Origin of the sequence: Ideonella sp. (assembly GCF_041914305.1) — a bacterium.
Lineage (GTDB): Bacteria > Pseudomonadota > Gammaproteobacteria > Burkholderiales > Burkholderiaceae_C > Ideonella.
On sequence record NZ_JAYSDQ010000029.1, the window covers coordinates 13,477 to 39,598 of the forward strand.

The following is a 26,122-nucleotide window of genomic DNA, read 5'->3' on the forward strand; positions in this document are numbered from 1 at the left end:
AGCAAAATAATGCATTAAGGTGCTTGCGTGCATTTCGATTGATGCACTATGATTCCTGTACCGTGCGGCATACGACGACCGTACGCCAAGGAGATCGACGATGAGCCATGCTGAATCAACGCCGGTGGGCCGAGCGCCGGGCCGCTCCCAAGCCGGCCCACATCCCCTCGGGGGATCGGCCGATGTACCCGTCGGACGAGGGGCTCCAATGAGCACCCCTGATCGCGTCGACTACCAGACCGACCCGTCGCGCTACCGCCATTGGCGGCTGAGCTTCGAGGGCCCGGTCGCGACGCTGGCCTGCGACATCGATGAGAACGCCGGCCTGCGCCCGGGCTACAAGCTCAAGCTCAACAGCTACGACCTGGGCGTCGACATCGAGCTGAACGACGCGGTCAACCGCATCCGGTTCGAGCACCCCGAGGTGCGCACCGTGGTGGTCACCAGCGCGAAAGACAAGGTCTTCTGCTCAGGCGCCAACATCTTCATGCTCGGTGTCTCGAGCCACGCGTGGAAGGTCAACTTCTGCAAGTTCACCAACGAGACGCGCAACGGTTTCGAAGACTCGTCTGCCCACTCGGGCCTGAAGTTCCTGGCCGCCGTCAACGGCGCCTGCGCCGGTGGCGGCTACGAGCTGGCGCTGGCCTGCGACGAGATCATCCTGGTGGACGACCGCTCCAGCGCCGTCAGCCTGCCCGAGGTGCCGCTGCTGGGCGTGTTGCCCGGCACCGGTGGCCTGACGCGCGTGACCGACAAGCGCAAGGTCCGCCACGACCTGGCCGACATCTTCTGCACCACCACCGAAGGCGTGCGGGGCCAGAAGGCTTTAGGCTGGCGGCTGGTCGACGAGATCGCCAAGCCGGCGCAGTTTGCCGCCACGGTGCAAGAGCGCGCGCTGCAGCTGGCCCAGACGAGCGACCGCCCGGCCCATGCCCGCGGCGTGGCGCTGACGCCGCTGCAACGCACGATCGAGGCTGATGCCTTGCGCTACCCGCACGTCACGGTCGAGATCAACCGCGCGCAGCGCACCGCCAGCCTGACGGTCCATGGCCCGCAAGGCCCGCAGCCTGCCGACATCGCCGCGATCGAAGCGGCCGGCGCGGCCTGGTACCCGCTCGCGTTGGCGCGCGAGCTCGACGACGCGATCCTCGAGTTGCGCACCAACGAGCCCGAGATCGGCACCTGGCTGGTCAAGACCCAGGGTGACGTGGCGGCGGTGCTGGCGATGGACGCCACGCTCACCGCGCACGCCGGCCACTGGCTGGTGCGCGAAACCATCGGCCTGCTGCGCCGCACCTTCAGCCGGCTCGATGTGTCGTCGCGCAGCCTGTTTGCGCTGATCGAGCCCGGCTCGTGCTTCGCCGGCAGCCTGCTCGAACTGGCGCTGGCCTGCGACCGCAGCTACCACCTGGCGCTGCCCGACGACGAAGCCCAGGCGCCGAAGATCAGCGCCAGCGAGGCCAACTTCGGGCTGTACCCAATGGCCACCGGCCAGAGCCGGCTGCAGCGCCGCTTCTACGGCGAAGAAGACCCGCTCGCCGCGATCCGCGCCAGGCTCAACGAGCCGCTCGACGCCGACGCCGCCTTCGCGCTGGGCCTGGTCACAAGCAACCCCGACGACATCGACTGGGCCGACGAAACACGCATCGCGATCGAAGAGCGCGTGTCGATGAGCCCGGACGCACTGACCGGCATGGAAGCCAACCTGCGCTTCAACGGCCCCGAGAACATGTTCACCCGCGTCTTCGGCCGCCTGACCGCGTGGCAGAACTGGATCTTCCAACGCCCCAACGCCGTTGGCGAAAAGGGCGCGCTGAAGGTTTACGGCAAAGGCGACAAGGCAGCCTTTGATTGGCATCGCGTTTAAGGACACCGCCATGAGCACTATCGACTACAGCGAGAAGATCCCCAACAACGTCAACCTGGCCGACGACCGCACGCTCAAGCGCGCGCTCGAACAATGGCAGCCCAACTTCCTGAGCTGGTGGGACGACATGGGGCCCGACGGCTCGCAGAACTTCGACGTCTACCTGCGCACGGCCACCAGCGTCGACCCGCAAGGCTGGGCGCAGTTCGGCCACGTGAAGATGCCGGACTACCGCTGGGGCATCTTTCTGAACCCGGCTGAGGCCGGCCGCAAGATCCACTTCGGCGACCACAAGTGCGAAGACGCCTGGCAAGACATCCCCGGCGAGTACCGCGCCAACCTGCGCCGCATCATCGTGACGCAAGGCGACACCGAGCCGGCCTCGGTCGAGCAGCAGCGCCACCTGGGGCTCACGGCCCCCAGCATGTACGACCTGCGCAACCTGTTCCAGGTCAACGTCGAAGAAGGCCGCCACCTGTGGGCGATGGTCTACCTGCTGCACAAGTACTTCGGCCGCGACGGCCGCGAAGAAGGCGAAGCGCTGCTCGAGCGCCGCAGCGGCCAGCAGGACAACCCCCGCATCCTGCAGGCCTTCAACGAGCAGACGCCCGACTGGCTGTCGTTCTTCATGTTCACCTACTTCACCGACCGCGACGGCAAGTTCCAGCTCTGCGCGTTGGCCGAAAGCTCGTTCGACCCGCTGGCCCGCACGACCAAGTTCATGCTGACCGAAGAGGCGCACCACATGTTCGTCGGCGAGTCCGGCGTGTCGCGCGTGATCCAGCGCACCTGCCAGGTGATGAACGAGCTGAAGACCGACGACCCCAAGCGCTTGCGCGAGGCCGGCGTGATCGACCTGCCGACGCTGCAGCGTTACCTGAACTTCCACTTCTCGGTCACGATCGACCTGTTCGGCGCTGACGAATCCAGCAACGCCGCGACCTTCTACTCCACAGGCCTGAAGGGCCGCTACGAAGAAGGCAAGCGCCAGGACGACCACCTGCTCAAGGGCCAGACCTACCGCGTGCTGCAGGCCAAGGACGGCGCGCTGATCGAGAAAGACGTGCCGATGCTCAACGCGCTGAACGAGGTGCTGCGCGACGATTTCATCAAGGACTCGGTCGCCGGTGTCGAGCGCTGGAACAAGGTGATCGAGAAGGCCGGCATCCCGTTCCGGCTGAAGACGCCGCACAAGGCCTTCCACCGCAACATCGGCGCGCTGGCTGGCGTGAAGGTGTCGCCGGACGGCCGCGTGCTGAACGCCGCCGAATGGGCCGCCGGCGTCGACCACTGGTTGCCCACCGCCGAAGACCGCGCCTTCGTCGCCAGCCTGATGGGCCGTGTCGTCGAGCCCGGTAAATTCGCCAACTGGATCGCGCCGCCGGTGATGGGCATCAACCGTCAGCCGGTGGACTTCGAATACATCCGATTTGGCTGATCGCCATGGCCGTGGTTGAAATCGTCAAGCAGCACCTGATCGACCCCGAGATCTGCATTCGCTGCAACACCTGCGAAACGATGTGCCCGACGGGTGCGATCACGCACGACGCACGCAACTACGTCGTCGACGTCAGCAAGTGCAACTGGTGCAATGACTGCATCTCGCCCTGCCCCACCGGCAGCATCGACAACTACCGCCGGGTGCCCAAGGTCAAGGCCTACAGCATTGAAGAGCAGTTCAGCTGGGACGCGCTGCCCGCCGAGGTGAGCCGCGACCAATGGGCGGCGCTGGTCGACGACGAGACCGACGCGCCGGCCCCGGCCGCTGCGCCCACGGCTGCCAGCGCGGCGCAGCACACCGGCGGCGTCGACGCACCGGCCTTCAACGCCACGCAGTACGGCGCCACGCTGCCGCCCTGGTCGGCCGCGCACGCCTACACCAACCTCTACGGCCCGAAGGCGGCCGAGAAGACGGTGACGGCCACGGTGACCGGCAACGTGCGCGTCACCCAGGTCGGCAAGGACTACGACACCCACCACATCGTGCTCGACTTCGGCGCGATGCCGTTCCCGGTGCTCGAAGGCCAGTCGATCGGCGTGCTGCCGCCCGGTGTCGACGAGGCCGGCCGGCCGCACCATGCGCGCCAGTACTCGATCGCCAGCCCGCGCAACGGCGAGCGGCCCGGCTACAACAACGTCTCGCTGACGATCAAGCGCGTGCTCGAGGACTACCAGGGCAAGCCGGTGCGCGGCGTCGCCAGCAACCACATGTGCGACCTGAAGGTGGGCGACACGGTGCAGGTGATCGGCCCGTTCGGCACCAGCTTCCTGATGCCGAACCACCCGAAGAGCCACATCGTGATGATCTGCACCGGCACCGGCTCGGCGCCGATGCGGGCGATGACCGAATGGCGCAGGCGCCTGAGGCAATCGGGCAAATTCGAAGGCGGCAAGCTGCTGCTGTTTTTTGGCGCGCGCAGCCAGGAAGAACTGCCCTACTTCGGCCCGCTGCAGAACCTGCCGAAAGACTTCATCGACATCAACCTGGCCTTCAGCCGCACGTCCGGTCAACCGAAACGTTATGTGCAAGACCTGATGCGTGAGCGTGCGGCCGACCTGGCGCCGCTGCTGTCAGACCCGAACGCGTTCTTCTACGTGTGCGGCTTGAAGGCGATGGAAGAAGGCGTGGTGCTGACGCTGCGCGACGTGGCGCAGCAAGCCGGCCTGAACTGGGAGCACACAGCCGCCGCGCTGAAGCAGCAGGGCCGGCTGCACCTGGAAACCTACTGACCCGCAGCGACCGCGGCCCAGGCCGCGACGAAAGCCTGCGCCCGCTCGCGCAGGGCGGCGAGCGACACGCCCGGCTTGTACAGCGCGCCGCCGATGCCGAAGCCGGTGGCGCCGTGGCGGCGCCAGGCCGCCATGCTCTCGGGCGTGACGCCGCCCACCGGCCACAGCGCGGTGCCCGCCGGCAACACGCTGGCCAGCGCCTGCAGGCCGGCCGGCGGCATCGCCTCGGCTGGGAAGATCTTCAGCGCGTGGGCACCGGCGCGCAGCGCGGCAAAGGCCTCGCTGGCGGTGAACACGCCCGGCACGCTGCGCAGGTTCAACGCGCGCGCGCGGCCCGCCACCGCCTCGTCGAAGTGCGGCGACACGATGAGCGTCGCCCCGGTGGCCGCCACCGCATCGACCTGCGCGGCGCTGGTGACCGTGCCGGCGCCCACGGCCACGCCGGCGGGCGCCAGCTTCACCAACTGCGCGATGCTGTCCAGCGCGCCTTCCCGGTTCAGCGGCACCTCGAGCGCCTGAAAACCGGCGTCCAGCAGGACCCGGCCGACCTCCGCCGCGTCAGCCAGCGTCAGGCCACGAAGAATCGCCACCAGCGGCGGGCGGGGGGGCCAAGCGGGTGTGGGGGTGGTCGTGGTGGTCATCAGCAGGTCTCCATCGATGCGCGCAAGGCCTGCCAGGCGGCCAACTGCACGGCCCGGGCGTCCAGCAACTCGACCCGGCACCCCAATTGCACGGCGCACTGCGCGTGCAGCCGCGCCAGGGCCGGCTCGCCGATCACGCGCACCACGCCGCCGCGGTTGGCGTCGCGGCGCAAATGTTCGTGCCACTCGCTGCCGATCAACAGGCCGCTGACGTAGGCGGCGGCGTCTTCGGCCGGCATCGCGCCGGTCACCACCCGTGCGGGTGCGCCGAACAAGGTGTGGCTCAGCACGCCTTCTGCCGCATCGGCCACGCCGCGCGCAAACGCCACCGGGTCGGGCTCGGCGTCGGCTGCGGTGGTCTTCATCGCCGCGGACAAGGTGCCACGCTCGCGCAACAGCGCGAACAGCTCACCGCTCATGCAGGTGCGCAGGCTGGCCACCGCGCCCTCGCGCAGCTGCACCCATTTGCTGTGCGTGCCGGGCAGCAGGTAGCAGCCGTCGTCGCCGGCTGTGCCCAGCGCTTGCAACGCGCCGAGCAACTGGGTCTCTTCGCCGCGCATCACATCGACGCTGCCATGTGCGCCGCGCCAGCAGACGCCCGGCACGATCGCCCAGCGGCGGCCGGCCGGCGCATCACGCACCGGCGACAGCCGCGCGCCCAGCTGGCGCAACGGCGTGGCGGCGTCGGCATAGGGCACCTCTTGCCAGCCCAGCGCCGAGCCGACCATGCCGGCCATCACCACCGGCACGCCGTCGCCCACCTCGGACCATTGCGCCAGCAGGGCCTGCAGCGACTCGCCGAAGCGGCCCGCGCAGGCCAGTGCTCCGTCGTCGTCGTGACGCTGCGCGAGCAATTCGCCGCGCTCGCCCAGCAGGCTGGCGCGGCGGTGCGTGGTTCCCCAATCGATCCCGATGAAGGCTGGTGGCATGGTCAAGCGTGATGAAGCGTTGCAGCGACGTTGGCGGGAAGCGCGCGGCTTGTCAAACCGTCCCCTTCCCGAAGACGGTCAGAACCAGATCTCGACCTGCGCGCCGTAGCTGGTGCCCGACTCCTTGCCGTCGAACGCGCTCTCGCCGGTGACCACCGCGCCGTTGACGCCGCTCCACTTGGCGTGCGTCACGTACAGCCGCAGCTCGGGCCGGTTCCAGAAACCCGGGCCGGTGGCCAGCGTCGGCGCGAAGGTGAACTTGGTCAGCTTCTGCGCGCTCTGGCCCTCGGGCTTGACCTGCGACAGCCCCAGCTCACCGAGCAGCTTGAAGTTTTTCGTCACCGCATACGACACACGGCCCCCGAGCGACATCGACGTGGTGGTCGTGCTGTCGCCGGTCACCACATCGGGCGCGCGCTGCTGCGACCACAGCGCGATCGCCTGGCCACCGAACGCGCCCTGCTGCCAGTGCATGCTCTCGACCATGCGCCAGGCCTTGGTGCGGCTGTCGGCCAGCAGGTCACCGAAGTTGCTGTTCAGCGAACTGGTGCCCTGCGCGTACTGCAGCCAGAAGCTGTTGGCACCGCCGAGGAAGCCGTCTTGCACATGGCGCACCGACAGCGCCGCACCCTTCGCGCCTTCGGTGGCCTTGGTCAGCGTGCCGACCAGGCTCAGCTTGCCGCCGGGGTTGACGCCCCAGTCGTAGAACTCGGCGTTCAGGCGATGTCCGGCGTTGACCTCGTCGCCATCGGTCTTGTAGTACGCGACACCGAGCTTGCCCGGGCCGGCGCCGATCTCTTTGGCACCTGCGCCCACGCCCTTCATCTCGGTGAAGAAGGTGTCGACGATGTGCACGTCGCCGCGGCGGCCACGCTCCTTGCCGATCCAGAACACGGTGGTCGGTGCCACGTCGACACCCTTGATCTCGGCGTACATCTGCTCGATGCCGAGCTTGGCGTCGCCCGAATCGGTGGCCGGGTTGTAGAAGTTGGTCATCAACACGCCGCGCACGTCGATGCCTTCGACCTTCACGTCGTGGCCGAGCGTGAACTCGCCGTACATGTCGCACTCGTTGCCCAGCCGGTACTTCAGGCCCGGGCCCGACAGGCCGTAGCAGGCGCGCGACACGCCCTTCTCCGACGTGGCCCCCGGGCCGGCGCGGAAGTAGCCGCTGTAGTCGAACGCGTGTGCGGCCGGTGCGCCGAGCAGCGCCACGGCGCAGGCCGTGGCCGACAGCGTGGCACGCGGCGAAAGAAGGGGTTGGGTCATCGTGTGGTCTCCGTCTTGGGTTTGTCGAAAGCGCGCAGGCAGGCGTCGCCCTGCGCAGGGAAAATCCCTCGCATCAGCCAGGTCAGCGAACAGGTGGGGTCGGGCTTAGCCCGAGGGCGGGCCGGTCATAGCGGCGAGCGACCGCGGCCGGCTTCGAACAGGCGTTGCAGCAGGCAGAAGGCGAACAGCAACGCACCGATGACGATGCGCGTCCACCAGGAGCTCAGCGTGCCGTCGAAGCTGATCAGGGTCTGGATCACGCCGAGGATCAGCACGCCGAACAAGGTGCCGGCGACGTAGCCGACGCCACCGGTCAGCAAGGTGCCGCCGATCACCACCGCAGCGATGGTGTCCAGCTCGAGCCCCATTGCATGCAGGCCGTAGCCCGACAGCATGTAGAACGCGAACACCACGCCGGCCAGCGCCGAGCAGAAGCCGCTGAGCGCGTAGACCAGCACCGTCGTGCGCGCCACCGGCAGCCCCATCAGCAACGCCGACTGCTCGTTGCCGCCGATCGCATAGACCGTGCGGCCGAACGCGGTGCCGTGCGCCAGGTAGATGCCGGCCGCGACGACCACCAGCGCGATCAACGCGCCGATCGACAGCGAGGCGCCCTCCCACAGCTCGAAGCGCTGTTGCGCCAGTTCGGAGAAAGCTTCGTTGCCGATGCTGATCGAGTCGATGCTGATCAGGTAACACAGCCCCCGCGCGAGGAACATGCCGGCCAGCGTGACGATGAACGGCTGCAGGCGAAAGCGCTGGATCAGCAGGCCCTGGCAGGCGCCGAACAGCGCGCCCAGCGCCAGCACCAGCGGGATCGCGCCGGCCGCCGCCCAGCCATGGCGCTCGACCAGCGTGGCCAGGGTCATCGTCGTCAACGCGATCACCGAGCCGACCGACAGGTCGATGCCGCCGGACAGGATCACGAAGGTCATGCCGACCGCAACGATCGCGAGGAACGCGTTGTCGATCAACAGGTTCAGAAAGACCTGCGCCGAGAAGAAGCCTTCGTAGGCGAACGAGCCGTAGGCCGCCATCGCGGCGAACAGCATCACCGTCAGCGCCAGCGGCCACTGGGCGGCGCTCAGGCCGCGAACGGTGGGCCGGGTCGGTGCGGTGGGCGTGGGGGGCATGGCCATGGTCTTCGCAGGCGTCATGATGCCGCCCCCGGCTGGGCCGGTGCCGGCCGGAACACCCAGCGGTGCGCCTGGCGCCGAAACTCGGGCGACTGCAGCAGCATCACGACGAAGACCACCGCGGCCTTGACCACCAGGTTGACCTCGGGCGGCACGCCGATCGAGTAGATGGTCGAGGTCAGCGTCTGGATCACCAGCGCGCCGATCACGCTGCCGGCCAGGCTGAAGCGGCCGCCGGTGAGCAAGGTGCCGCCCAGCGTGACCGCGAGGATCGCGTCCAGCTCCATCAGCAGCCCGGCGTTGTTGCCGTCGGCGCTCTTGACGTTCGAGCTCAGCAGCAGGCCGGCCACGCCCGCGGCCAGGCCGCAGAAGCCGTAGACGCACACGGTGATCAACCGCTGCCGCACACCAGCCATGCGCGCGGCGGCCGGGTTGACGCCGATGGCCTGGATGAACAGGCCCAGCGCGGTGCGCGACAAGGCCTGCTGCAGCAACAGCCACAGCGCGCCGACGATGAACAGCGAGAACGGCAGCCCGAACAGGAAACCACCGCCGATGAAGAAGAACGGCGGGTAGTAGACGGTGATGATCTGGCCCTCGGTGATCAGCTGCGCGATGCCGCGCCCGGCCACCATCAGGATCAGCGTCGCGATGATCGGCTGGATGCCGACGCCAGCGACCAGCAGGCCGTTCCACAGCCCGGCCAGCAGCGCCACGCCCAGTGCGCAGGCCAGCGCCAACCCCATTGGGAAGCGGCTGGCGTAGACCTGCACGCCGTCTTGCATCACCAGCTGGCCACCGATCATCCACGCGGCGACCGCCGCGCTGATCGCCACCACCGCGCCGACCGAGATGTCGATGCCGCGCGTCGCGATCACCAGCGTCATGCCGAGCGAGACGATGGCCAGCGGCGCGGCGCGGTTCAGGATGTCGATCACGCTGCCGTACAGGTGGCCATCACGCCAGCGCAGTTGCCAGAAGCCCGGGTTGAAACTGGCATTGACGGCCAGCATCAGCAGCAGCGTGACCAGTGGCCAGAACAGGCGATGGGCCATCAGCTTCTTCATGCCGCTGCCGCCCCCGCGATCACGGCGCAGATCGCCGCCTCGCTGCTGCCACCGGGCAGCTCGCCGGCCTTGCGCTGCTCGCGCATCACCATCACCCGGTCTGACAGGCGTGCGATCTCGTCCAGCTCGGCCGAGATGAACAGCACCGACATGCCGCCGTCTGCCAATGCGCGGATCTGGTCCATGATGTCTTGCTTGGCGGCCACATCGATGCCGCGGGTCGGTTCGTCCAGGATCAGCAGCGCCGGCTCGGTGGCCAGCCAGCGCGCCAGCAAGGCCTTCTGCTGGTTGCCGCCCGACAGCTGGCCGATCGGCATGTCGGCATCCGACGCCTTGATGCCCAGTTGCTGGATGAAGCGCTCGGCCAGCGCCTGCTGCTTCTGTGGGCTGAGGCAACGCCACACGCCCAGCCGTGCCTGCAACGCGAGCGCGATGTTCTCGCGGATCGACAGGTCGGCGACGATGCCTTCGGCCTTGCGCTCTTCCGGGCACATCGCCAGGCCGTGGCGCACCGCGTGGGTGGGCGTGGGCAGCTTCAGCACCTGGCCACGCAGGCGCAGCTCGCCGGCGTCCGGCCGGTCCAAGCCGAACAGCAGGCGGGCCAGCTCGGTGCGGCCCGAACCCAGCAGCCCGGCCAGGCCCAGCACCTCGCCGGCGCGCAGCTCGATGTCCAGCGGCTCGACGGCGCCGCGCCGCGCGAGGCCCTGGGCCTGCAGCAGCGGGTGGCGGGCGGTCGCGCCAGCCGCCACCGGCGTTGCCGTGCTGGCGTGGAACTCGCGGCCGATCATCGCCGCGATCAGCGCCGGTGCGTTCAACTCGCTGGTCAGGTATTCGCCGACGAACTCACCGTTGCGCAGCACGGTGATGCGGTCCGAGATCTCGTAGACCTCGTCGAGGAAATGCGACACGAAGAGGATGGCCAGCCCTTCGCTGCGCAGCTGGCGCAGCAGCGCGAACAGCCGCGCCACTTCGCCTGCATCGAGGCTGGAGGTCGGCTCGTCGAGAATCAGCACGCGAGATTGGCCATGCAGCGCGCGGGCGATGGCCACCATCTGCTGCACCGCGACCGGGTAGCTGCCGAGCAGCCGGGTCACGTCGATGTCGAGGTTCAAGCGCGCCAGCAGGGCCCGCGCGTCGGTGTGCACCTTGGCCCAGTCGATGCGCCAGGCGCCGGCCGCGCCGTGGCGCGGGAAGCGGCCGGCGAAGATGTTCTCGGCCACCGACAGGTTGGTGCAGAGGTTGACCTCCTGGTAGACCGTGCTCAGGCCCAGGGCCTGCGCCTCGAGCGGCGAGCCGGGCCGGATGGGCTGGCCGCCCAGCCGCATCTCGCCGGCCTCGGCCGTGTACACGCCCGTCAGCACCTTGATCAGCGTCGACTTGCCGGCGCCGTTCTGGCCCATCAGCGCGTGCACCTCGCCGGCCCGCAGGCTCAATGCCACATCGCGCAGCGCCTGCACGCCGGCAAATCGCTTGCACAGGCCGCTCAGCTCGAGCACCGGGGGAGTTGCCGCGACCATCGCCTACTTGTTCTTGTTGTAGACGTCGACACAGACCGCCGCGAGCAGCACCAGGCCCTTGATGACCTGCTGGTAGTCGATGCCGACGCCGAGGATGGACATGCCGTTGTTCATCACGCCCATCACGAAGGCGCCGATGACCGCCCCCATCACGCGGCCGACACCGCCCGACGCCGACGCGCCGCCGATGAAGCAGGCCGCGATCACGTCGAGCTCGAAGCCGAGTCCGGCCTTGGGCGTGGCGGTGTTCAGCCGCGCGGCAAACACCAGCCCCGCCAGCGCGGCCAGCACGCCCATGTTGACGAAGGTCAGGAACGCCAGCCGCTCGGTCTTGATGCCCGACAGCCGCGCCGCCTTCTCGTTGCCGCCCAGCGCGTAGATGCGCCGGCCGATGGTCGTGCGGCTGGTGACGAACTCGTAGGCCACCATCAGCACGAACATGATGATCAACACGTTGGGCAGGCCCTTGTACGAGGCCAGCAGCCAGCTGAGCGCCACCAGCATCAGCGCGAAGGCGGCGTTGCGGGCCGCGAACAGCACCGTGGGCTCCACGTCCATGCCGTGCAGGCGGTGCCGGCCACGCTCGCGCCAGGCCACCACCACCATCGCCAGGGCCACCGCCACGCCCAGCAGCAGCGAGGTCAGCCGAAGATCGTCGCCCGCGAACACATCAGGGATGAAGCCCGAGCTGAGCTTCTGGAATTCTTCTGGAAACGGCCCGACCGACTGGCCCTTCAGCAGCGCCAGCGCCAACCCCTTGAAGACCAGCATGCCGGCCAGCGTGACGATGAACGACGGGATCTTGAAGTAGGCGACGAACCAACCCTGCGCGGCACCGATGACGCCACCGGCCACCAGGCAGACCAGCGCCGCCGGCAAAAAGTGCCAGCCATACTCGACCATCAGCACCGCAGCCAGCGCGCCCACGAAACCGCAGACCGAGCCGACCGACAAGTCAATGTGGCCCGACACGATCACCAGCAGCATGCCCAGCGCCATGATGACGATGTAGCTGTTCTGCAGCACCAGGTTGGTCAGGTTCAGCGGCTGCAGCAGCGTGCCCTCGGTCATGATCTGGAAGAAGACCATGATCGCGACAAGCGACAGCAGCATGCCGTACTCGCGCAGGTTCTTCTTCAGGAACAGCGCGGCCGATGGCGACGAGGAGGTGGCGCGGCTGCGCGCACCGGGTTCGGTTTCAGACACTGCACTCATTTCCGGCATTCACGATGGCATGCATGATCTTCTGCTGCGTGGCTTCGGCCGCGTCGAACTCGGCGACGAACGCGCCCTCGTTCATCACATAGATGCGGTCGCACAGGCCCAGCAGCTCGGGCATCTCCGATGAGATCACCAGGATGGAGCGGCCCTCTTCGGCCAGCTGCGCGATCAGGCTGTAGATCTCGAACTTGGCGCCGACATCGATGCCACGCGTCGGCTCGTCGAGGATCAGCAGCGTGGGGTTGGCAAACAGCCACTTGGCGAGCACCACCTTCTGCTGGTTGCCGCCCGACAGGTTGACGACCTGCTGCTGCACGCCTGCGCAGCGCGTGGCGAGCTTGCGCCGGTAGTCGGTGGCCACCGCGTGCTCGCGGCCTTCGTCGATCACGCCGGCGCGGGCCACGCCGGGCAGGTTGGCGAGCGTGGTGTTGCGGGCGATGCTGTCACCCATCACCAGGCCCAGCGACTTGCGGTCTTCGGTGACGTAGGCGATGCCATGGGCCACGGCCTTGCCCACCGTGCTGACATCGATCTCGCGCCCGTTCATCAGCGCCTGGCCGCTGATGCGCCGGCCCCACGATCGGCCGAACACACTCATCGCCAGCTCGGTGCGGCCGGCGCCCATCAGCCCAGCGATGCCGACGATCTCGCCGCGCCGCACGGTCAGGCCCACGCCCTTGATGACCTCGCGCTCGGCGTGCTGCGGGTGGTGCACGCGCCAGTCGCGCAACTCGAACACCGTCTCGCCGATCTTCGGCGTGCGGCGCGGGTAGCGGTCGGCCATCTCGCGGCCGACCATGTGGTTGATGATGACGTTCTGCTGCGGCGGGCCGTCGCGGCAGTCCATGCTGACCACGGTCGAGCCGTCGCGCAGCACGGTGATCGCGTCGGCGACCTTGGCGATCTCGTTGAGCTTGTGCGAGATCAGGATGCAGGCGATGCCCTGGCGCTTGAGCTCCAGCAGCAGGTCGAGCAGTGCGTCGCTGTCGGTCTCGTTCAGGCTGGCGGTGGGTTCGTCCAGGATCAGCAGCCGCACCTGCTTGGCCAGCGCCTTGGCAATCTCGACCAGCTGCTGCTTGCCGACGCCCAGGTCGCTGATCAACGCGGTGGTCGGCTCTTTCAGGCCGACCTTGGCCAGCAGCTCACGCGAGCGGCGGTGCGCTTCGACCCAGTCGATCACGCCGCGCCGCGCCGGCTCGTTGCCGAGAAAGATGTTCTCGGCGATCGACAGCCCCGGCACCAGCGCCAGCTCCTGGTGGATGATGATGATGCCCAGGTGCTCGCTGTCGGCGATGCCGCCAAAGCGCCGCTCGACGCCATCGAAGTGGATCTCGCCTTCGTAGCTGCCATGCGGGTAGACACCGCTGAGCACTTTCATCAGCGTCGATTTGCCGGCGCCGTTTTCGCCGACGACCGCGTGGATCTCGCCGGCCCTCACGCTCAGGTTGACGTTGTCGAGTGCGACCACGCCCGGAAAGGTCTTCCGGATGTGGCGCATCTGCAAGAGCGTGGTCATCGGCTGGGGGCTGGGGGCTGGGGCTGGCGAGGTACTGCGGCGGCGCGAGAAGGTCAGCGCAGCTGGCTTTCCTTGTAGTAGCCACTGTCGACCAGGGCGGCCTTCCAGTTGCTCGTGTCCACCGAGATGGGCTTGAGCAGGTACGACGGCACGACCTTGACGCCATTGTTGTAGGTCTTGGTGTCGTTGACCTCGGGCGCCCTGCCGCTCAGCATGGCATCGACCATGCCGACCGTCACCTTGGCCAGCTCACGGGTGTCCTTGAACACGGTCGAGCTCTGCTCGTTGCGCAGCATCGACTTCACCGAAGGCACCTCGGCGTCCTGCCCCGACACCACCGGGCACGGCTGCTGCGCGGTGCAGTAGCCCACGCCCTTCAGCGACGACAGGATGCCGATCGACAGGCCGTCGTACGGCGACAGCACGGCGTGCACCTTCTCTTTGCCGTAGAACGCCGACAGCAGGTTGTCCATGCGGGCCTGGGCGACGGCGCCGTCCCAGCGCAGCGTGCCGACCTTGTCCATGCCCATCTGCTTGCTGCGCACGACCAGCTTGCCCGAGTCGATGTAGGGCTTGAGCACGCTCATCGCGCCGTCGTAGAAGAAGAAGGCGTTGTTATCGTCGGGCGAGCCGCCGAACAGCTCGATGTTGAACGGGCCCTTGCCCTGCTTCAGGCCCAGTTTGTCGACGATCGATCCGGCCTGCAGCACGCCGACCTGGAAGTTGTCGAAGGTGGCGTAGTAGTCGACGTTCTTCGAGCCGCGAATCAGGCGGTCGTAGGCGATCACCTTCACGCCCTTGTCAGCGGCCTTCTGCAGCGCGTTGGACAAGGTGGTGCCGTCGATCGCCGCGATCACCAGCACCTTGGCGCCCTTGGTGATCATGTTCTCGACCTGCGCGAGCTGGTTCGGGATGTCGTCGTCGGCGTACTGCAGGTCGGTCTTGTAGCCCTTCTCCTTGAAATACTTGACCATGTTGTCGCCATCGGCGATCCAGCGGGCCGATGATTTGGTGGGCATCGAGATGCCGACCGGCCCCTTGTCCTGCGCGAAGGCAGAGGGCAACAACACGGCAAACGCCAGCGCGGCGCCTGTCAGCAACTTGGTGATCGTCGTCTTCAATTCATGTCTCCAGGGTGGTTCGGATGCGTGACAGCGTCTGGGTCCGTTCTTCTGCATTCAAGGGTGTTCGCGAGCCGAGGGGGCCGGGTGACCGGCTACGTTCATGTCCCCCGGAGCCGGGCGCTGCCCGGCCCCTCCTCCTAATACTTCACTTCGCCGGTCACCCGGCCCCCTCGACCATCCACGTCGGCTGCTTCTCCAGGATGCGAAGACCGTGCCTGACCAGGTGGGTGGGGCGCTCTGCGTAGCGAAGTAAAGGAGGAGCCGACAGCCGCAGGCTGGTGGCGGAGGACATGAGCGGAGCAGAACGCCCCAGCCGCCTGGTCTCGCGCCTTGCCCGTGTCAGTGTCAGTACTTGCGGTTCGGGAATTCCTTCGCCGCCACTTCCATCGGGAACACCGACTCCTCGGTGACGATGCGCTTAGGCAGCGTCTTGCCGGCCTTCAGGTCTTTCACGGCCGACATCAGCTGCGGGCCGAGCAGCGGGCTGCATTCGACGGTGACGTTCAGCTTGCCGGCGATCATGGCCTCGAAGGCGCCCTTGACGGCGTCGATCGAGATGATGGTGATGTCCTTCGCCGGCTTCAGGCCGGCCTCTTCGATCGCCTGGATCGCGCCGATCGCCATGTCGTCGTTGTGCGCGTAGAGCACATTGATTTTCTTGCCCTCGGCCTTCAAGAAGGCTTCCATCACCTCCTTGCCCTTGGCCCGGGTGAAGTCGCCGGTCTGCGAGCGAACGATCTTGAACTTCGGGTCGGCCTTGATGACCTCTTCGAAGCCCTTTTTGCGGTCGATCGCCGGGGCCGAGCCCACCGTGCCTTGCAGTTCGACGATGTTGACGTCGCCCTTGGCGTCCTTCATTTTCTCGACCAGCCAGCGGCCGGCGCGGCGGCCTTCTTCGAGGAAGTCCGAGCCCATGAAGGCGACCCACAACGAATCGTCTTTCACGTTGACCGCGCGGTCGGTCAGGATCACCGGGATCTTCGCGGCCTTGGCCTCGCGCAGCACCGGCTCCCAGCCCGATTCGACCACCGGCGAGAAGGCGATCACGTCGACCTTCTGTGCGATGAACGAGCGGATGGCCTTGATCTGGTTCTCCTGCTTCTGCTGCGCGTCGGAGAACTTCAGCTCGATGCCGGCCGCGGCAGCCGCGGCCTTGATCGACTCGGTGTTGGCGGTGCGCCATTCGCTTTCGGCGCCGATCTGCGAGAAGCCCAGGACCAGCTTCTTCTGCGCCAACGCGCTCAACGGGAAGCCGGCGGCCAGCGCCGAGGCGGCCAGGGTGGTGACGATCGTGCGGCGTGAGGTGGTCATGCTTGTCTCCTCTTCATCGGTGGTGCGTGCTCGAAAAACCGAACGCTGGTTGCGACGGCCTTCCGTGGGCCCCTTCGCATTTGGCGCGGATGGTACGAAGTCGAACGATAACTTTCTAATAGATTATTGGCGGCAATCCATATAGGATTTTGGATATGTCTGCGAACCCCACTCACTGGTCCATCCGCGCCCGGCTGAAGACACGCCAGTTGCTGCTGCTTGTCGCCCTGCAGGACGAGGGCAACATCAACCGCGCTGCCCAGGTGCTGAGCATGACGCAGCCCGCCGCGTCCAAGCTGCTGAAGGACCTGGAGGAAACGCTGGGCGTGCCGCTGTTCGACCGCCTGCCGCGCGGCATGCGGGCGACCTGGTACGGGGAAACCATGATCCGCCATGCGCGGATGGCGCTGGCCAGTCTGTCTGAAGCGCACGACGAGATCGAGGCCTTGAAGGCCGGCCGGTTCGGCCAGGTCAGCGTCGGTGCGATCACCGCACCCGGCATGACGCTGCTGCCGCCCGCCGTGGCGCAGGTGAAAGAGGAGCACCCGAGCCTGCGCCTGTCGCTGCAGATCGAGACCAGCGACGTGCTGATGGAGCGGCTCGCGCAGGGCAAGCTCGACATGGTCATCGGCCGCCTGTTCGAGCGCCACGACAAGAGCGACCTGCGCTACGAAGCACTGGTCGAAGAGCCGGTGTCGGCGATCGCGCGGCCAGGCCACCCGCTGCTGAGCAACCCGCGGCTCACGCTGCGAGACCTGGTCGACCACGGATGGATTGTTCCCGGACAGGGCACGGTCTTGCGGCACCGCTTCGAGCTGATGTTCCAGGAGGTAGGCCTGGTTGCACCGGTCAATTTGGTGGAAACGAGCGCATTGCTGTTCCTGACCAAGATGCTGCAGCAGAGCGACCTGCTGGGCGTGGCCGCCAGCGACGTGGCGCGTTACTACGCCGAGCACGGCATGGTCGCGCTGCTGCCAATCCAGCTGCCTTGCAAGATGGACGCGTTCGGCCTGATCACCCGCAGCGACAAGCTGCTGTCGCCCGCGGCCAAGGTGATGCTGCGGGCGCTGAAGAACGCCGCGCTGGCGATCTACGGCACGCAGCTGACCTCGGCCGGGCTGGAGTGACTCAGGACCAGCCGGCGTCGACGATGAACTCTTGGGCCGTGCACATGCGGCCGTCGTCGGCAGCGAGAAACAGCACCATCGCGGCAATGTCGTGCGGCTGCAGCCGGTCGGGCAGGCACTGGTTGCGCGCAATCGCCTGTTCACCCTCGGCGTTCACCCACAGCTTCAGTTGCCGCTCGGTCATCACCCAGCCGGGTGAGACGGTGTTGACGCGGATGCGGTCTTTGCCAAGGCTGGCGGCCAGGCCGCGTGTCAGCCCGTTGACCGACGACTTGGCGATCGCGTAGCAGGGGTACTCGCTGCCCTTGGTCTGCCAGCCGGTCGAGCCCAGGTTGACGATCGAGCCGCCGCCGCGCCGGCGCATGCCCGGCACCACCGCCTGGATCGCAAAGAACGCCGGCCGCTCGTTGATGGCCATGCGCTGTTCCCAGTAGTCGAGGGTCACCGACTCCAGCGTGTGCCGGTCGTCGCTGGCCACGTTGTTGACCAGCACGTCGAAGTCGCCCAGCTCGGCCGCCGCATCGCCGATCGCGGCTTGCAGCGCGGCGATGTCGCGCACATCGCAGCGGCGCCACCAGGGCGCCGCGTGGCCGGCCGTCGTCAACGCCTGGACCAGCGTGGCGCTCGGGCCTTCGGCCACGTCGATGAACGCGACCCGCGCTCCCTGCACGGCAAAGGCTTCGACCATTGCGGCGCCGATGCCAGACCCGCCGCCGGTGATGAAGACACGGCGCCCCTGGAGGCTGGGAAAACGGGCCGTGGGTGTGCTGGAAGAGGTGGTCATGACGGGTGGATCCTGCAGATATGCCAATTCGAATATACGTAGAAACGATTTATCTATTTTTCTTGTATCAGTGTGCGGGGATAGCATGCGCCGCGTCAAGAGCAAGGAGACATGCATGGCGACCAAGAAGCCGGCCCGACGGAGCCAGGCCTGGTTCGGCCGAACCGACCGCGACGGCTTCGTCCACCGCAGCTGGATGAAGGGCCAAGGCTACCCTGAGGACCTGTTCGACGGCCGCCCCGTCATCGGTATCTGCAACACCTGGAGCGAGCTCACTCCTTGCAACGGCCACTTTCGCGAATTGGCCGAGTTCGTCAAGCGGGGTGTCTACGAGGCCGGCGGCTTCCCGCTCGAGTTCCCGGTGATGTCGCTGGGCGAGACCCAGTTGCGCCCCACCGCGATGCTGTTTCGGAACCTGGCCAGCATGGACGTCGAGGAGTCGATCCGCGGCAACCCGATCGACGGCGTGGTGCTGCTGATGGGTTGCGACAAGACGACGCCGGCGCTGCTGATGGGCGCGGCCAGCTGCGACCTGCCGACGATCGGCGTCTCGGGCGGCCCGGCGCTGAACGGCAAGTTCCGTGGCCAGGACATCGGCTCGGGCACCGGTGTGTGGCAGATGAGCGAAAGGGTACGTGCAGGCGAGATGACGCAGCAGGACTTCAACGCCGCCGAGAGCTGCATGCAGCGCTCGAAGGGCCACTGCATGACGATGGGCACCGCGTCGACGATGGCTTCGATGGTCGAGGCGCTGGGCATGGCGCTGCCAGAGAACGCCGCGATCCCCGCGGTCGATGCGCGGCGCCACCGGCTGGCCCAGCTGAGCGGGCGGCGCATCGTCGAGATGGTCGAGCAGGATTTGCGGATGTCGAAAATCCTGACCCGCCCGGCGTTCGAAAACGCGATCCGCACCAATGCGGCGATCGGCGGCTCGACCAACGCGGTGATCCATCTGCTGGCGATCGCGGGCCGCATGGGCGTCGAGCTGAGCCTGCAGGACTGGGACCGGCTGGGCGCCGAGATCCCCTGCCTGGTGGACCTGCAGCCGTCCGGCCGCTTCTTGATGGAAGACTTCTACTACGCGGGCGGCCTGCCGGTGGTGATGAACCAGATCCGACACCTGCTGCACCTGGACGCGCTGACGGCCAACGGCCAGACGATCGGCCAGAACATCGATGGCGCCCGCTGCTGGAACACCGAGGTGATCCGCCCGTTCGAAGCACCCTTCAATCCGGCCGCCGGCATTGCGGTGCTGCGCGGCAACCTGGCGCCCGATGGCGCGGTGATCAAGCCCTCGGCCGCGTCGCCGCACCTGCTGCAGCACCGCGGTCGCGCGGTCGTGTTCGACAGCATCGAAGACTTCCACGCCCGCATCGACGACGAGGCGCTGGACATCGACGAGCACTGCGTGATGGTGCTGAAGAACTGCGGCCCACGCGGCTACCCCGGCATGGCCGAGGTCGGCAACATGCCGCTGCCGCCCAAGGTGCTGCGCAAGGGCATCGCCGACATGGTCCGCATCTCGGATGCACGCATGAGCGGCACGGCCTATGGCACCGTGGTGCTGCACACCTCGCCCGAGGCGGCCGCGGGCGGCCCGCTGGCGCTGGTGCAAGACGGCGACATCGTGGAGCTGGACGTGCCCGGCCGGCGCCTGCATCTGGAGGTCAGCGACAAGGAACTCATGCGTCGCCGTGCAGAATGGGCGCCGCTGGACGCGCCGAGGCGTGGCTGGCAGAAGCTGTACGTTCAACATGTGCAGCAAGCCCACCTGGGCGCCGACCTCGACTTCCTCGTCGGTGGCAGCGGCGCCCCGGTGCCCCGCGACTCCCACTGAAACCTGGCATGAGCACCTCGACGCCGCAACTGCTGTCCGAACCCCGCTGCCTCTGGCCGGCCGGTGCCACGCTGGGCGAAGGCACCTGCTGGTCCGAGCGCGAGCAGGCGCTGTACTGGGTCGACATCCTCGAACACCGGCTGCACCGCTGGCGCCTGGCCGATGGCGAGCGCAGCACCTGGGCGTTCGACGACACGGTCAGCGCCGTGGCTGAACGCGCGCACCGCCCGGGCCTGGCCATCACCTTGCGTCGCGGGCTGGCCTTGTTCGACCCCGACAGCGGCGAGCTGCAACGCCTGCACGAGCCCGAGCCCGACCGCGAGGGCAACCGCTTCAACGACGGCAAGTGCGACGCCCAGGGCCGCTTCTGGGCCGGCAGCATGGACTTCGGCTGCAAGGCGCCGACCGGGGCGCTGTACCGTTTCGACGCCAACGGCCACGGCACGCGCGCCTTCGACGCCGGCTTTGCGGTGACCAACGGGCCTACCTGGTCGCGCGACCAGCGCACGATGTACTTCAACGACACCGTGCACCAGCAAATCCACGCCTTCGACTTCGACGCAGACAGCGGCACGCTGTCCAACCAGCGGCCCTGGCTGCGCTTTGCCAAGGGCGATGGTTACCCCGACGGCATGACCACCGACGCCGATGGCCGGCTGTGGATCGCCCACTGGGGCGCCGCCTGCGTCACCTGCCACGACCCCGACAGCGCCGAAGAGTTGCTGCGTGTGAAGCTGCCAACCGATCACATCACCAACATGGCCTTCGGCGGGCCGGGCCTGTGCACGCTGTTCATCACCAGCGCACGCTTCGAACTCAGCGCCACACAGCTGGCGCAACAGCCACTGGCGGGTGCGCTGTTCGCGGTCGAGACCAACGTGACGGGGCGCCCGGCCCACCGCTTCGCCGGTTGACGGCGGCCCGCCGGGCAGCCCACGCGGCAGCGCGCGGTGAAGCGCGGCGTGGTCCTACGCGCACTGACGCCGGCGACCGACACCGCCTGACGCATGGGCCCGCTACGGTGGCGACATTGTTGTCACCCGCAGGAGAAGCCCCATGCTCTACACCATCGCCGTCATCTTGTTGGCCCTTTGGGTCCTCGGCTCATTGACCGCATTCACCGCCGGGGGCTTGCTGCACCTGTTGCTGGTGGCCGCGGTGGTGATCGTGCTGTTCCAGCTGATCACCGGGCGCCGCGCGCCCTGAGCGCGGCCACGCTCGCTGAAGGGACGAACGCCATGCCAAGCCTCTCGAAAGCCCTGGGCCCGGTGCTGCAACTGGCCAGCCTGTGCGCGCTGGGCGTGCTGGCCGCCGTCAGTGCCGATCAGGCGCTGCGGGTCCGTCGCGCCTTGCGCGACGCCGATGCCGCGCCACCGCGCCGCCCTTACCAGTACCGTGCGCTGCGTGCCCAGCGGCGCGTGTTGATCGTGGGTGACAGCACCGGCGTCGGCATCGGTGCCGAGTGCCCCACCCAGTCGATGGCCGGCTTGCTGGCGGCCGAGTGGCGAGGGGCTGAGGTCGTCAACCTCAGCGTGTCGGGTGCGACGCTCGGCGATGTGCCTGGGCAGTTGCGCCACCTGGGGCCACACGCCGCGCGCTTCGACGTCGTGTTGCTGCACATCGGCGGCAACGACATCTTGCGCAGCCCGAATCTGTTGACCATGCAGCAGGCGGCCGAGGCGCTGCTGCCGCGGCTGCGCGAGGCCGGCGACCGCGTGATCTGGGTCGGCCCGGGAGATGTCGGCCTGGCACCCTTGTTTCGCCCACCGTTCAGCTGGTGGCTGTCGCGGCGGTCGCGGCTGGCCTGCGAGTTGTTCCAACGCCTGGCCGAACAACACGGCGCCGAGTTCGTCGGCTTTCACGGCGGCCCGCACCGCGACCTGCTGGTGCGCCAACGAGAGCGCTTCTTCGCCGGCGACGGGTTTCACCCCAACAGCCACGGCTACCGCTACTGCTATGGCTGGGTGATGCAGTCGATGGGGATGCAGCAGGGTTTGGTTCGCCGCCGCTTTCGCGCAGCCAGTGATGCGCTGGCGGTGCATGCGCAGGTGCCGTTCGTCCCCGCGGCGGGGCGAACGCATGCCCACCCGTCGAGCCCGTGGACGGGTGCGCCGGGCTGCCCCTTACCTCGACCCAGTCCCAGCGTCTTCGCAGTTGACAAGGAATTCAACGCCGTTATGATACCTACCAAGTAGTCGGTAGTTCATTGAAACGGTCGCCATGAAGCATTTTTCCGAAATCTCGGCCACCGCCGAAAAGGTGGTCGACGCTGCCGAAGGCCTGGTGCAAGAGCGTGGCTACACCGGCTTTTCCTATGACGACGTGGCCCAGATCGTCGGCATCAAGAAGCCGAGCATCCACCACCACTTCCCGACCAAGGCCGAGCTTGTCGCGGTGGTGACGCAGCGCTACACCCACCGCTTTCGCGAGCACCTGCTCGGCATCGAAGGCCAGCATGCCAAGGCACCCGACCGGCTGGCCGCCTACGCGGCGCTGTTCGAGCGCACATTCGCCCACAACCGCCGCCTGTGCCTGTGCGGCATGCTCGGCGCCGAGGCCGATTCGCTGCCCGATGCACTGGCCAGCGAGGTTCAGCATTTCTTCGAGGTCAACATCGATTGGCTGAGCGCCACCTTCCTGGCCGGCCAACAAGCAGGGCTGATCCGCCCCACCCCCGATGCCCGCGCCTTGGCCGAGGCCTACCTGTGTGCGCTCGAAGGGGCGATGGTGGTGGGCCGCGGTTTGCGCTCCCCCCGCAGCCCGGCCGACGTGGGCGCGGCCTTCTTGTCGACCGTGCGGGCCTGAGCTCGCCCCTTTTTTTACCCCCAATGTCTACCAATTGGTTGGTAGATCACTTCAGGAGAATCCATGGAAAAGAACTTTTCGGGCCGCAAGGTGCTCGTCGTCGGCGGCAGCAGCGGCATCGGCCTCGCCGTGGCCCGCCAAGTGTTGGCACAAGGTGGCAGCGCCGTGATCGTCGGGCGGCAGGCCGCGAAGACGGCCGACGCCGTGCGCCAGCTGCAGCCGCTGGGCCCGGTCGCAGCGGTGAACGCCGACGTGGCGCGCAACGACGGCCTGCAGCAACTGCTGCACCACCTGAATGAAGAACACCGGGACATCGGCCTGCTGGTCAATGCAGCGGGCGTGTTCTTCCCGAAGCCGTTCCTCGAGCACGCTGAGAAAGACTTCGACCAGTACCACGCCCTCAACCGCGCCACCTTTTTCATCACCCAGCAGGTGGCGGCGCAGATGGTGGCCGCCGGGCGGCCGGGCGCGATCGTCAACATCGGCTCGATGTGGGCCCGGCAAGCGATCAAGGCCACCCCCTCGTCGGCCTATTCGATGGCCAAGGCCGGCCTGCACGCGCTGACCCAGCACCTGGCGATGGAACTGGCAGACCACCACATCCGCGTCAACGCGGTGTCGCCGGCCGTGGTCGAAACGCCGGTCTACGAAGGCTTCATCCCGAAGGCCGAGGTGCATGCGGCGCTGCAAGGCTTCAACGCCTTTCACCCGATCGGCCGCATCGGCAGTGCCGACGACGTGGCCAACGTCATCACCTTCTTGTTGTCGGACCAGGCCGCCTGGGTGACCGGCGCGGTGTGGGACGTAGACGGCGGCGTGATGGCCGGGCGCAATCACTGATGAGCGCGTGATGGCCGGTGGTGGGATGCAAGCGGCCCCACTCCCCTAGAACGAGGCCGCCAAACCCCACCGCCTCCCCCGATCGAGGGAGATACGCCCGCAGCGGGGGTCCGCAGAATCCGGGCCTCCCGAGTTGTATCGATCCTGGCCCTCCATGCGCATGCTGTTTCTCGACAAGACCCGCCCGACTTCCCGCAAGTGGGTGTGGGCGGTCGCCGGTTTGGCGCTGGTGGAAGCCACGGCCTTGGCCGCCTATGTGATGCGGCCGGCACCCAAGGGCATCGAGGTCGACCTCGCGACGCCGCGCGAACAGTGCGTCACCCGCGGCGCGGCGATTTTCGAAGCCCGCGGCGAATGGCCCGCCACCGCCGACGGCCGCGATGCGCCCACGCTGGTCAACGCCCGCTGCACGCTGGACCCTGAATCCTTTCGCTGAGCACCCGACCGCGGCCTAAGCATGGTCGGACGCGGCGTCGCCCTGGCGCAGCATCAGCGTCACCAGCACGGCCGTGTCCGATCGTGCACTGAGCGAATGACGCTGGCGCGCCGGCAGCACCACCAGTTGCCCCGCGGTCAGGCGCCGCGTGCCGCCTGGCATCACCACGTCCACGTCACCTTCGAGGCAGTGGATGCTGCACTCGTTGTCGACATGGTGTTCGGGCATGTCCTGCCGCGCCGGCAACACCAGGTGCAGCAATTGAAGCCGCTCGGTCTTGATCAGGCTGGTGCTGAACGCGTCGATCAAGGCGTCACCCAGCGGCTGCACGCCGATGACGTCAAGCAATTGGGCATGGGGCAAGGCCATCGGGCGTCTCTCCTACGGTGATGCAGTGGCACCGGCATCGGAGCAAACAGCAGACCCGGCGCTACCCGGCGACAGGTTGACGCGGGCGGCTGCGTGGCATGGCGCGCGACAACGATCGTGGTAGGCCGTGCTGGGCTCGAACCAGCGACCAAAGGATTATGAGTCTGCTGCCGTAGACCCGCTCCAGACCATTCTACGAGGGAGCGGCCTACTGAGTCGCGCCCTTTTTCACGGGGAATTTGCTCACGACTTGCTCACGCGTGAGCAAGAAGAATGGCCCCCCGCAGGAGCCGTCTCACCTGCTTTGAACGTACGCTTTCGTTCAAGCCCGGCGCTTCAGCAGTTCTTGGAGCATGGGTGCCCCGATTGGCACGGCGCCTGGTACGTGTCGAACAACTTGGTCGACGCTCCGACCCACGTCTCTCGGCCCTTACGGAAACTGTTCAGTCTTTCCTTGCGGCGGCGGCCTCGCTGATGCCGAGCCGCTTGAACGTGTCGACTGGCTTCTCCCGACGCTTGACGTTGAACATCAACATCAAGGAGGTGCGAGTCGCGTGCGAAGAGCTCCTCGATTGCTCCATCAACGGCGTTCGGGAGGAAAGCGTTCCTGCACGCCGCAATATGCTTACGCCAATCATCCCCGACGGCTACTTGGCCGACCGTCAGCCGGTCGTCTTGAGCTCAACCAGCTTCTTCGCCACCTCGCGCTTGCCGATTCCGCGTAGCGCGGCGATGGCAGCCAAACTCTTCCCTCTAGGCTTGGCCTTACCAGCCTCCCACGCGTAAACGCTCTGCCCGGTGGCCCCGACCAGCAGGCCGAAGTCAGCAGCCGACAGCCCGAGCCTTTTGCGGTTGGCGCGCATGCCAGCGGCGCGGAAGCGGAACTGGCCGCCCTCCTCTTCGCTAGCGCCCGGCTTTGCGGACGATTTGGACGCGGTCGCCGCTCGCGCCACCACCTTGAGCGCTCGCTCAAGGTCCTGCACGCGACGCTTGAGAGCAGCAAGGTCCGAGCGCTGAGCAGCAATGGTCTTCTTGAGGCCTTCAGATTCGCTGCGTAACTGTTTGCGAGCCAGGCGGACAATCTCGGACTTCAGGACTGTGGCGATGTTTGGCATTCAGGGATTGTGGCTGACGCGCGCTCGATAGGCGAAACGAGCGCTGCGATGCAGGAATAGCCGCCTCGGGCACTGCGGCGAGATAGCCGCGCAGGGGTTGCAGAGGACCTTACAACGCGGGCAAACTCGCGCTGCGTTTGGCCGGGAGTCCAGACCCGCTGTCCAGTCCCTAGCAGTACCAACGGCTACGGCGTGATGCCCCGGTGCCCGCACGTGGGCGTTAGCTACCGCGAGGACATTCCATTGAGGAGTCCTCATGGCATGCCATCAACGTTCACGTTTTCAAGCGCGCAACCACCAAGGCGGTCGCTGCTACTGCTGCAACCTCCCGATGTGACTCGGCAGCCAAGCAGGCCCGCCGCAACTTCGATGCACTGCCAAACATCTGACCGCCCAGAGTGAGGGTGGGAAGGACGGACAGTTCAACATCGGGGCGGCTTGCTGGCACTGCAACCGTACTAGGCACAAGAGGAAGCGTCCG

At 67.4% G+C, this 26,122-nt stretch carries 24 protein-coding genes and 1 pseudogene; 12 read left to right on the top strand and 13 right to left on the bottom strand.

Going from position 1 to position 26,122, the window contains the following annotated elements; all coding sequences use genetic code 11:
* Positions 1-208: 208 nt before the first annotated feature.
* From boxC to boxA, 3 genes are read left to right on the top strand one after another with little or no spacing between them, the layout of a single operon-like run.
* The gene (boxC, locus tag ACE3SG_RS27255) at positions 209-1,867 is read left to right on the top strand and encodes a 2,3-epoxybenzoyl-CoA dihydrolase (RefSeq protein WP_374569410.1); all 1,659 of its coding nucleotides are present in this window, start codon (positions 209-211) and stop codon (positions 1,865-1,867) included.
* A gap of 10 nt (positions 1,868-1,877) precedes the next feature.
* Positions 1,878-3,305: a benzoyl-CoA 2,3-epoxidase subunit BoxB gene (boxB, locus tag ACE3SG_RS27260; RefSeq protein ID WP_374569411.1), complete on the top strand. Its 1,428-nt coding sequence runs from the start codon at positions 1,878-1,880 to the stop codon at positions 3,303-3,305.
* Between the two features lie 5 nt (positions 3,306-3,310).
* Positions 3,311-4,597, top strand: a complete 1,287-nt coding sequence (gene boxA, locus ACE3SG_RS27265) for a benzoyl-CoA 2,3-epoxidase subunit BoxA (RefSeq protein WP_374569412.1) — start codon at positions 3,311-3,313, stop codon at positions 4,595-4,597.
* Here the strand turns inward: boxA and ACE3SG_RS27270 are convergent.
* The 10 genes from ACE3SG_RS27270 to ACE3SG_RS27315 all read right to left on the bottom strand — a co-directional run bounded on the left by ACE3SG_RS27270 (position 4,591) and on the right by ACE3SG_RS27315 (position 16,328).
* The gene (locus ACE3SG_RS27270; RefSeq protein WP_374569413.1) at positions 4,591-5,238 is read right to left on the bottom strand and encodes a 2-dehydro-3-deoxy-6-phosphogalactonate aldolase; all 648 of its coding nucleotides are present in this window, start codon (positions 5,236-5,238) and stop codon (positions 4,591-4,593) included. The two genes, boxA and ACE3SG_RS27270, sit on opposite strands and share 7 nt — an antisense overlap.
* Entirely contained in the window at positions 5,238-6,167 is a 930-nt protein-coding gene (locus ACE3SG_RS27275; protein ID WP_374569414.1) for a 2-dehydro-3-deoxygalactonokinase, read from the bottom strand. The genes ACE3SG_RS27270 and ACE3SG_RS27275 overlap by 1 nt, the downstream gene beginning before the upstream one ends.
* Before the next feature lie 78 nt (positions 6,168-6,245).
* Positions 6,246-7,436, bottom strand: a complete 1,191-nt coding sequence (locus ACE3SG_RS27280) for a maltoporin (protein ID WP_374569415.1) — start codon at positions 7,434-7,436, stop codon at positions 6,246-6,248.
* A gap of 125 nt (positions 7,437-7,561) precedes the next feature.
* A complete protein-coding gene (yjfF, locus tag ACE3SG_RS27285) occupies positions 7,562-8,575 on the bottom strand; it encodes a galactofuranose ABC transporter, permease protein YjfF (RefSeq protein ID WP_374569416.1) in 1,014 nt (337 codons plus the stop codon).
* A 14-nt stretch (positions 8,576-8,589) separates the two neighbouring features.
* Positions 8,590-9,627: an ABC transporter permease gene (locus ACE3SG_RS27290; protein WP_374569417.1), complete on the bottom strand. Its 1,038-nt coding sequence runs from the start codon at positions 9,625-9,627 to the stop codon at positions 8,590-8,592.
* An 8-nt stretch (positions 9,628-9,635) separates the two neighbouring features.
* A complete protein-coding gene (locus ACE3SG_RS27295) occupies positions 9,636-11,156 on the bottom strand; it encodes a sugar ABC transporter ATP-binding protein (protein ID WP_374569418.1) in 1,521 nt (506 codons plus the stop codon).
* Between the two features lie 3 nt (positions 11,157-11,159).
* Complete coding sequence (gene mmsB, locus ACE3SG_RS27300) at positions 11,160-12,371, bottom strand: multiple monosaccharide ABC transporter permease (protein ID WP_374569419.1); 1,212 nt, start codon at positions 12,369-12,371, stop codon at positions 11,160-11,162.
* The gene (gene mmsA / locus ACE3SG_RS27305; RefSeq protein ID WP_374569420.1) at positions 12,355-13,893 is read right to left on the bottom strand and encodes a multiple monosaccharide ABC transporter ATP-binding protein; all 1,539 of its coding nucleotides are present in this window, start codon (positions 13,891-13,893) and stop codon (positions 12,355-12,357) included. The genes mmsB and mmsA overlap by 17 nt, the downstream gene beginning before the upstream one ends.
* Before the next feature lie 53 nt (positions 13,894-13,946).
* On the bottom strand, positions 13,947-15,014 hold the full coding sequence (chvE, locus tag ACE3SG_RS27310; protein WP_374569421.1) for a multiple monosaccharide ABC transporter substrate-binding protein: 1,068 nt from the start codon (positions 15,012-15,014) through the stop codon (positions 13,947-13,949).
* Positions 15,015-15,362: 348 nt separating this feature from the next.
* Positions 15,363-16,328 (bottom strand): ABC transporter substrate-binding protein, encoded by a 966-nt coding sequence (locus tag ACE3SG_RS27315; RefSeq protein ID WP_374569422.1) that lies wholly within the window; start codon positions 16,326-16,328, stop codon positions 15,363-15,365.
* Positions 16,329-16,483: 155 nt separating this feature from the next.
* On the opposite strand from ACE3SG_RS27315, the gene ACE3SG_RS27320 reads away from it, so the two are divergent.
* Positions 16,484-17,455 carry a LysR family transcriptional regulator gene (locus tag ACE3SG_RS27320; RefSeq protein WP_374569423.1) on the top strand — a complete coding sequence of 324 codons (972 nt, stop codon included), beginning with the start codon at positions 16,484-16,486 and terminating at the stop codon, positions 17,453-17,455.
* A gap of 1 nt (position 17,456) precedes the next feature.
* Here the strand turns inward: ACE3SG_RS27320 and ACE3SG_RS27325 are convergent, their stop codons facing one another.
* Positions 17,457-18,239: an SDR family NAD(P)-dependent oxidoreductase gene (locus ACE3SG_RS27325; RefSeq protein ID WP_374569424.1), complete on the bottom strand. Its 783-nt coding sequence runs from the start codon at positions 18,237-18,239 to the stop codon at positions 17,457-17,459.
* A 115-nt stretch (positions 18,240-18,354) separates the two neighbouring features.
* Between ACE3SG_RS27325 and ACE3SG_RS27330 the strand changes: the two genes are divergently transcribed.
* The 7 genes from ACE3SG_RS27330 (at position 18,355) to ACE3SG_RS27360 (ending at position 24,157) form a co-directional block, all read left to right on the top strand.
* A complete protein-coding gene (locus ACE3SG_RS27330) occupies positions 18,355-20,076 on the top strand; it encodes an IlvD/Edd family dehydratase (RefSeq protein WP_374569425.1) in 1,722 nt (573 codons plus the stop codon).
* Positions 20,077-20,084: 8 nt separating this feature from the next.
* On the top strand, positions 20,085-20,990 hold the full coding sequence (locus ACE3SG_RS27335) for an SMP-30/gluconolactonase/LRE family protein (protein WP_374569426.1): 906 nt from the start codon (positions 20,085-20,087) through the stop codon (positions 20,988-20,990).
* Between the two features lie 142 nt (positions 20,991-21,132).
* A complete protein-coding gene (locus ACE3SG_RS27340; protein WP_374569427.1) occupies positions 21,133-21,282 on the top strand; it encodes a lmo0937 family membrane protein in 150 nt (49 codons plus the stop codon).
* Positions 21,283-21,314: 32 nt separating this feature from the next.
* Positions 21,315-22,271: a GDSL-type esterase/lipase family protein gene (locus ACE3SG_RS27345; RefSeq protein WP_374569428.1), complete on the top strand. Its 957-nt coding sequence runs from the start codon at positions 21,315-21,317 to the stop codon at positions 22,269-22,271.
* A gap of 25 nt (positions 22,272-22,296) precedes the next feature.
* Positions 22,297-22,881 (top strand): TetR/AcrR family transcriptional regulator, encoded by a 585-nt coding sequence (locus tag ACE3SG_RS27350; protein ID WP_374569429.1) that lies wholly within the window; start codon positions 22,297-22,299, stop codon positions 22,879-22,881.
* A gap of 63 nt (positions 22,882-22,944) precedes the next feature.
* Positions 22,945-23,721, top strand: a complete 777-nt coding sequence (locus tag ACE3SG_RS27355; protein ID WP_374569430.1) for an SDR family NAD(P)-dependent oxidoreductase — start codon at positions 22,945-22,947, stop codon at positions 23,719-23,721.
* A gap of 154 nt (positions 23,722-23,875) precedes the next feature.
* Entirely contained in the window at positions 23,876-24,157 is a 282-nt protein-coding gene (locus ACE3SG_RS27360; protein WP_374569432.1) for a hypothetical protein, read from the top strand.
* 15 nt (positions 24,158-24,172) lie between these two features.
* Here ACE3SG_RS27360 and ACE3SG_RS27365 read toward each other — a convergent pair whose 3' ends face one another.
* Together ACE3SG_RS27365 and ACE3SG_RS27370 are read right to left on the bottom strand one after the other, a co-directional pair.
* Positions 24,173-24,526, bottom strand: a complete 354-nt coding sequence (locus ACE3SG_RS27365) for a cupin domain-containing protein (protein WP_374569433.1) — start codon at positions 24,524-24,526, stop codon at positions 24,173-24,175.
* Between the two features lie 662 nt (positions 24,527-25,188).
* Complete coding sequence (locus tag ACE3SG_RS27370; protein WP_374569434.1) at positions 25,189-25,641, bottom strand: helix-turn-helix domain-containing protein; 453 nt, start codon at positions 25,639-25,641, stop codon at positions 25,189-25,191.
* A 382-nt stretch (positions 25,642-26,023) separates the two neighbouring features.
* Between ACE3SG_RS27370 and ACE3SG_RS27375 the strand changes: the two are divergent.
* Positions 26,024-26,101 (top strand): annotated as a pseudogene (locus ACE3SG_RS27375) (hypothetical protein); the annotation flags it as partial.
* Positions 26,102-26,122: the final 21 nt, after the last annotated feature.

What these genes read in the sequence shown, in the direction of transcription:
- ACE3SG_RS27320 (WP_374569423.1), top strand. Translation starts at nt 16,484, where the DNA reads ATGTCTGCGAACCCCACTCACTGGTCCATCCGCGCCCGGCTGAAGACA.
- ACE3SG_RS27330 (WP_374569425.1), top strand. Translation starts at nt 18,355, where the DNA reads ATGGCGACCAAGAAGCCGGCCCGACGGAGCCAGGCCTGGTTCGGCCGA.
- ACE3SG_RS27280 (WP_374569415.1), bottom strand. Translation starts at nt 7,436, where the DNA reads ATGACCCAACCCCTTCTTTCGCCGCGTGCCACGCTGTCGGCCACGGCC.
- mmsB (WP_374569419.1), bottom strand. Translation starts at nt 12,371, where the DNA reads ATGAGTGCAGTGTCTGAAACCGAACCCGGTGCGCGCAGCCGCGCCACC.
- ACE3SG_RS27275 (WP_374569414.1), bottom strand. Translation starts at nt 6,167, where the DNA reads ATGCCACCAGCCTTCATCGGGATCGATTGGGGAACCACGCACCGCCGC.
- ACE3SG_RS27345 (WP_374569428.1), top strand. Translation starts at nt 21,315, where the DNA reads ATGCCAAGCCTCTCGAAAGCCCTGGGCCCGGTGCTGCAACTGGCCAGC.
- ACE3SG_RS27365 (WP_374569433.1), bottom strand. Translation starts at nt 24,526, where the DNA reads ATGGCCTTGCCCCATGCCCAATTGCTTGACGTCATCGGCGTGCAGCCG.
- ACE3SG_RS27290 (WP_374569417.1), bottom strand. Translation starts at nt 9,627, where the DNA reads ATGGCCCATCGCCTGTTCTGGCCACTGGTCACGCTGCTGCTGATGCTG.
- ACE3SG_RS27315 (WP_374569422.1), bottom strand. Translation starts at nt 16,328, where the DNA reads ATGACCACCTCACGCCGCACGATCGTCACCACCCTGGCCGCCTCGGCG.
- boxC (WP_374569410.1), top strand. Translation starts at nt 209, where the DNA reads ATGAGCACCCCTGATCGCGTCGACTACCAGACCGACCCGTCGCGCTAC.
- ACE3SG_RS27350 (WP_374569429.1), top strand. Translation starts at nt 22,297, where the DNA reads ATGAAGCATTTTTCCGAAATCTCGGCCACCGCCGAAAAGGTGGTCGAC.
- ACE3SG_RS27340 (WP_374569427.1), top strand. Translation starts at nt 21,133, where the DNA reads ATGCTCTACACCATCGCCGTCATCTTGTTGGCCCTTTGGGTCCTCGGC.
- ACE3SG_RS27360 (WP_374569432.1), top strand. Translation starts at nt 23,876, where the DNA reads ATGCGCATGCTGTTTCTCGACAAGACCCGCCCGACTTCCCGCAAGTGG.
- mmsA (WP_374569420.1), bottom strand. Translation starts at nt 13,893, where the DNA reads ATGACCACGCTCTTGCAGATGCGCCACATCCGGAAGACCTTTCCGGGC.
- yjfF (WP_374569416.1), bottom strand. Translation starts at nt 8,575, where the DNA reads ATGGCCATGCCCCCCACGCCCACCGCACCGACCCGGCCCACCGTTCGC.
- boxB (WP_374569411.1), top strand. Translation starts at nt 1,878, where the DNA reads ATGAGCACTATCGACTACAGCGAGAAGATCCCCAACAACGTCAACCTG.
- ACE3SG_RS27370 (WP_374569434.1), bottom strand. Translation starts at nt 25,641, where the DNA reads ATGCCAAACATCGCCACAGTCCTGAAGTCCGAGATTGTCCGCCTGGCT.
- ACE3SG_RS27295 (WP_374569418.1), bottom strand. Translation starts at nt 11,156, where the DNA reads ATGGTCGCGGCAACTCCCCCGGTGCTCGAGCTGAGCGGCCTGTGCAAG.
- boxA (WP_374569412.1), top strand. Translation starts at nt 3,311, where the DNA reads ATGGCCGTGGTTGAAATCGTCAAGCAGCACCTGATCGACCCCGAGATC.
- ACE3SG_RS27355 (WP_374569430.1), top strand. Translation starts at nt 22,945, where the DNA reads ATGGAAAAGAACTTTTCGGGCCGCAAGGTGCTCGTCGTCGGCGGCAGC.
- ACE3SG_RS27335 (WP_374569426.1), top strand. Translation starts at nt 20,085, where the DNA reads ATGAGCACCTCGACGCCGCAACTGCTGTCCGAACCCCGCTGCCTCTGG.
- ACE3SG_RS27325 (WP_374569424.1), bottom strand. Translation starts at nt 18,239, where the DNA reads ATGACCACCTCTTCCAGCACACCCACGGCCCGTTTTCCCAGCCTCCAG.
- ACE3SG_RS27270 (WP_374569413.1), bottom strand. Translation starts at nt 5,238, where the DNA reads ATGACCACCACGACCACCCCCACACCCGCTTGGCCCCCCCGCCCGCCG.